The sequence below is a fragment of the Vogesella oryzae genome, assembly GCF_902829295.1.
GTDB classification, from domain to species: Bacteria; Pseudomonadota; Gammaproteobacteria; order Burkholderiales; family Chromobacteriaceae; genus Vogesella; species Vogesella oryzae.
This window is the reverse complement of sequence record NZ_CADEPL010000043.1, coordinates 1-5,099: the sequence shown is the minus strand read 5'-3', so window position 1 is coordinate 5,099 and position 5,099 is coordinate 1. Positions and strand designations below refer to the sequence as shown.

The 5,099-nt window shown below is 65.2% G+C and carries 2 protein-coding genes and 1 pseudogene; 1 reads left to right on the top strand and 2 read right to left on the bottom strand.

The window, feature by feature from the left end; translation table 11 throughout:
• Positions 1-222: pseudogene (locus HU218_RS13365) on the top strand (type 1 glutamine amidotransferase domain-containing protein); the annotation flags it as partial.
• Positions 223-291: 69 nt separating this feature from the next.
• On the opposite strand, the gene HU218_RS13360 reads toward HU218_RS13365, so the two are convergent.
• On the bottom strand, positions 292-1,440 hold the full coding sequence (locus HU218_RS13360; protein WP_217450832.1) for a response regulator: 1,149 nt from the start codon (positions 1,438-1,440) through the stop codon (positions 292-294).
• A gap of 56 nt (positions 1,441-1,496) precedes the next feature.
• The coding region (locus HU218_RS13355) for an EAL domain-containing protein (protein ID WP_174875435.1) at positions 1,497-5,099 on the bottom strand (3,603 nt) is incomplete at its 5' end.

The following is a 5,099-nucleotide window of genomic DNA, read 5'->3' as shown; positions in this document are numbered from 1 at the left end:
AAGCATGTCACCGGCTTCAGCAACAGCGAGGAAGACGCGGTACAGCTGAGCCAGATCGTACCGGTACTGGTGGAAGACGGCCTGAAAGCCAAGGGCGGCATCTATGTGAAAGCCGCCGACTGGACACCGCACGTGGTGGAAGACGGCCTGCTGATTACCGGCCAGAACCCGGCCTCGTCCGAAGGGGTGGCCCACGCGCTGCTGCAACGACTGCAGGCCTGAGGCTGCGGCCAACCTTGCTGCATGCAAAAGCCCTCCGGCAGACCGGAGGGCTTTTTTGCTGTCTAGCGGCTAGCGGCCGCTGCCGTGCACCGCCTGCTGCAAGCCCTGCACCGCCGCGCTCAACTGATCCTGGAAGCGTGCCTCGGCCTGCTGGCTGGAATAGACATCCTCCAGCCCCTCGCGCACCAGCGCCAGCAAGGCTTCCTCCTGCCGCTCGGTCAGCCCCAGCCCCACCATCGACTGCTCCAGCCGCATCAGCACACCGTTGAGTACGGTCAGCGCATCGGCCCGGCCCTGCCGCTGCTGCTGATCGATATCGGCCAGCACCTTGGTCAGCGTTTCGATGGTGCCGCTGATGGCATCGCCGCGCTGGTTGGCGAGGCTGGCGCTATTGATGGCCGCCAGCCGTGCCTCGGCGGCTTCCAGCAACATGGCCAGATGGTCGCGCAGGCGGCCGCAGCGATCCGGGTCATCCACCGGCATATTGGTGACCACCAGCCGCGCATGCGGGTAGCTGATCGACATGCGGGTCTTGAACTGGGTGATGCGATCCATGGTGGCCATGTGCCGCAGCACCGAGATTTCCAGCTCGCTGGCCGGGCCGCGGCCGTTGAGCGCGATGCTGGCCTCTGCCGGCAACAGCAACTCCACGACGCCATCGACACCGAACAGCGCCAGCGACTCCTGCGTCGCCCGCGCCAGTTCGCGCGCGTCCTGGCACTGGGTAAAACGCTTCATCACCTCCAGCAGCAGGCCGGTCTCGCTCATGCTGGTCATCGCCGTCATCGCGGTACTGGTGGCGTATTGCGCCTGCGACTTGAGCTGGGCGCGTTCTTCCTGCAGCGCCAGCTCCTTGTCGACCTTGGCCAGCAGAATGCGCGGGTTCACCGGCTTGGTGACAAAGTCCTCGCCGCCCACCTCGAAACCGCGCAAACGGTCGTCGATGCCGTCCAGCGCAGACAGGAACAGCACCGGCGTGTCACTGATGTCCCAGTCGTCCTTCACTTGGCGGCACAGTTCGTAGCCGTCCATCACCGGCATCTGCACATCCACCAGCATCAGCGCCGGCGCCTGCTCGCGTGCCAGTGCCAGCCCCTGCTCCGCGCTGGCAGCACATTGCACCGCGTAGTACTCGCCCAGACTGTCGGCAATGAAGTCCAGCATGAAGCTGTCGTCATCCACGATCAGCACGGTTTTCTTGTCAGCATCGGCCGTCATCATTTTCCCCTTATCGGTCACTACTGCCAGCCATTCTCGCGCCAGCCTGCGGGCAGTTATCGCCCCGCGCCGGCCACGGCCTCATGTTGTTGCTGCCACTGTTGCAACCATGTTGCGAATGCCTCTGCCGCCATCGGACGGGCAATGAAATAGCCTTGTACTACCTGGCATCCGGCGGACACAACCAGATCCAGGTCTTCCTGGGTTTCCACCCCTTCGGCCACCAGTTTCAGCGCAAAGCGCCGTCCAAGGCTAACGCTTTCTTCCAGAATAGTGCGGGCCCACGGGTCGCGGCTGGCGCCGGTAACAAAGGCGCGATCGATCTTCAGCTCGGTAAACGGCGTACGCATCAGGTGTTCCATGGTGGAAAAGCCGGTACCGAAGTCATCGATCGACAGGCCGAAGCCCTTGATGCGCAAGCGGGTGAGGATGTCCAGACACATCACGTGATCGCGTCCCAGCCGGGTTTCGGTGATTTCCAGCATGATGTCGCCCGGCGCCACCCCGTGCTGCCGCGCCAGGTCGGCAAACTGCTCCGGCAGATCCAGTCGCGACAGGTTGTCCATCGACACATTCACCGCCAAGGTCAGATCGATACCCTGCTGCTGCCAGCGCTGCTGCTGCAGAGCCAGCCCCAGCACGATGAAAGTCATCTCGTCGATCAGGCCCAGTGCTTCGATCATCGGCACAAACAGGCCCGGCCCCAGCAGCCCCAGTTGCGGGTGATGCCAGCGCGCCAGACATTCGGCACCGGTCACCCGCCAGCTGGTGGTGTCGACCTTGGGCTGGAAGTACAGCTCGATGGCGCCTTGCTGCAAGCCGCGGCGCAGCTCGCCCTCATCCAGCTGCGGCTCGCTCATGCTGTAGCTCTGGCTGCTGGCCGCACGCTGGCCCGGCTGCTGCTGCAGCATCTGCTGCAGGGCATCGCGGCTGACCGGCTTGCCCAGCGCCCCCTGAAAATTGAGGCCGAAGGAACGTGCCAGCCGCTCGGTCGCTTTCAGGACGTGGCTATCCATGCCGGACAGGATCACTACCTGCCCCGGGTAGTGCAGCTCACCCAACAGCCGCAAAAAGGCGATGCCGTCCATATCCGGCATTTGCAGGTCGCAGATCAGCCACGCCGGGGACGGTTGTCCTTCCAGCTGTGCCAGCGCCGCCCGCGCGCTGCTGCAGGCAATGACTTGCCCGGCCTGCAGCTCCTGCAACTGCTGCTGCAACAAATCCAGCGTGAAGGCATCGTCATCCACCACCATCAGCCGTGGCACATCCTGCGGCAATGCTGCCGCCTGCACATCCGGCACCTCGGCACCGGCCGGCCGGCCGGACAGCAGCTGCTGGCGCTGCAGCTCGTCGCAGGTGGCGGCAAAGCACTGCCTTACCTCGGCCAGTCCGCGGCCAACGTCGTCGATGCCGCGTTGCTGCGGCCATTTTTCCAGCGTGGCCAGCGCCTCTCCCAGTGCCATCGCGCCCACGGTGCGGGCTACCGATTTCAGCCGGTGGCACTCGCGCGCCACCGCATCGCCATCGCCCTGCTGCACCGCCTGATCCAGTGCGGCCAACCCTTCGTCCAGCCAGCCGGCAAACTTGCCGCAGTAGCGGCGCAGCTTGTCCTGATCGTCCCCCAGCATAGTGTGCAGTACCGAGCTATCCAGCAGTAGCGGCTGCTCGTCTACGGCAGGGCTTTCGGCTGTCGCGGTTGCGGCCTGATAGTGGCCATTGTCCGTACTGGCGGCGTCCTGTCCGCGGGTGGCGGGGGTGGCCGGCGACGGGCTCTGGCACTCACCCAGCCAGTAGCTGAGCGTGTGGTACAGCGTGGCCGGCTGCACCGGCTTGCCGACAAAGTCGTTCATGCCGGCATACAGGCAGTGCTGGCGATCCTCGGTGGACACGTTGGCCGTCATGGCGATGATAGGCAGGTTGTCGAATGCCGCCTCGCGCCGCAGTTGCCGGCTGGCCTCCACCCCGTCAAGGTTCGGCATCTGCATGTCCATCAGGATGGCGTCGAACGGCTGGCGATGCGCCAGTGCCAGCGCCTCGTTGCCATCGGACGCGATGCTGACCTTGATGCCGACCGCCTGCAGCAACTCTGCCGCCACCTGCTGGTTGAACGGGTGGTCATCCGCCAGCAGTACCCGCTTGCCGGCCAGCTGGCGGTAGTAATCCTGTACCGGTCGCGGTGCGGCCGGTGGCGCCGGCGCCTGCGGTATCGCCGGCAGCGCCAGGCTGAAGGCGAATTCGCTGCCCTGCCCCGGCTGGCTGCTGACCTGCAGGGTGCCGCCCATCAGCTGCACCAGCTGGTAGCTGATGGCCAGCCCCAGCCCGGTGCCGCCGTATTTGCGCGTGGTGGAGCTGTCGGCCTGCTGGAAGGACAGGAACAGCCGTGCCTGCACTTGCGGCGTCATACCGATGCCGCTGTCACGCACGCAGAATGCGACACGTTCGTCCGGCCCGGTTGTCACCAGCAACTGCACCTGGCCGTGCTCGGTAAACTTGATGGCGTTGCTCAGCAGGTTAAGCAGCACCTGGCGCAAGCGCAGCGCATCGCCGCGCAGGTAACGCGGTACCTGCGGCGCCAGTCCTATCTCCAGCTTCAGGCGTTTTTCCTGCGCCCGCTGCGCCATCACGCTGCGCAGCTCTTCCAGTAGCGCCTTGATGTCGAAATCGACGCTGTCCAGCTCCAGCTTGCCGGCCTCGATCTTGGAGAAGTCCAGAATGTCGTTGATCAGTGCCAGCAGGTGCTGGCCGGAGACGCTGATCTTGTCCAGATAGTCGCGCTGGCGGGCATCCAGCCGCGTCTGCAACGCCAGATGCGCCATGCCCAGCACACTGTTGAGCGGGGTGCGGATCTCGTGGCTCATATTGGCCAGGAAGGTACTCTTGGCGAGGTTGGCGCTTTCGGCCTGCTCGCGCGCCACTTCCAGTTCGCGCGTGCGCTCCTGCACCCGGTACTCCAGCGAGGTCGCCAGTTGCAGCAGCTCCTCCTCCGCCGCCTTGCGCGCGGTGATGTCGCGCACCACCGCGGTGTAGATCGGCTCGCCGCCGTTGTCGGCATAAGAAATGGATACTTCCACCGGAAAGTGCTTGCCATCCGCCCTGCGCCCCAGCAGCGGGCGGGCACTGCGCCGGGCGGTGCCGCCGGAACGGGCCGCTTCTTCGGAAAAATCCAGCATCAGCTGGCGATGGTGCTGAGCGCTGTCATCAGGCAACAGCAGATCCAGCGGTTGGCCGATCATCTGCGCGGCCTGGTAGCCGAACATGCTCTCCGCCGCCGGGTTGAACACCACGATGTTCAGCCGGGCATCGGTGGTGATGATGCCGTCCATCGCCGTTTCGATCATGCTGGACAGCCGCAGCTGGTTGGCCTTCAGCGCCAGCTCGATGGCCTTGCTGTGGCTGATGTCGGTCAGGGTGCCGATCATGCGCAGCGGTTGGCCGGCCTCATCGCGGCGGATCACCATGCCACGCCCGAGCACCCACAAATAGCTGCCATCCTCGCGCTGCAACCGGTATTCGGCCACCAGCGTCGGGTCTTGCCCGGCCAGCGCCCGCTTCAGCCGCGCCTCGATCAGCGACAGATCGTCCGGATGGGTACGCTGCCGCCACTCGTTGTCGCTGCAGACAAACTCGCCATCCGCGTGACCGAGCATGCGTGCCAGCAG

Excerpts from the sequence above, each read along its gene's own strand:
- HU218_RS13360 (WP_217450832.1), bottom strand. The coding sequence starts at position 1,440 with ATGACGGCCGATGCTGACAAGAAAACCGTGCTGATCGTGGATGACGAC.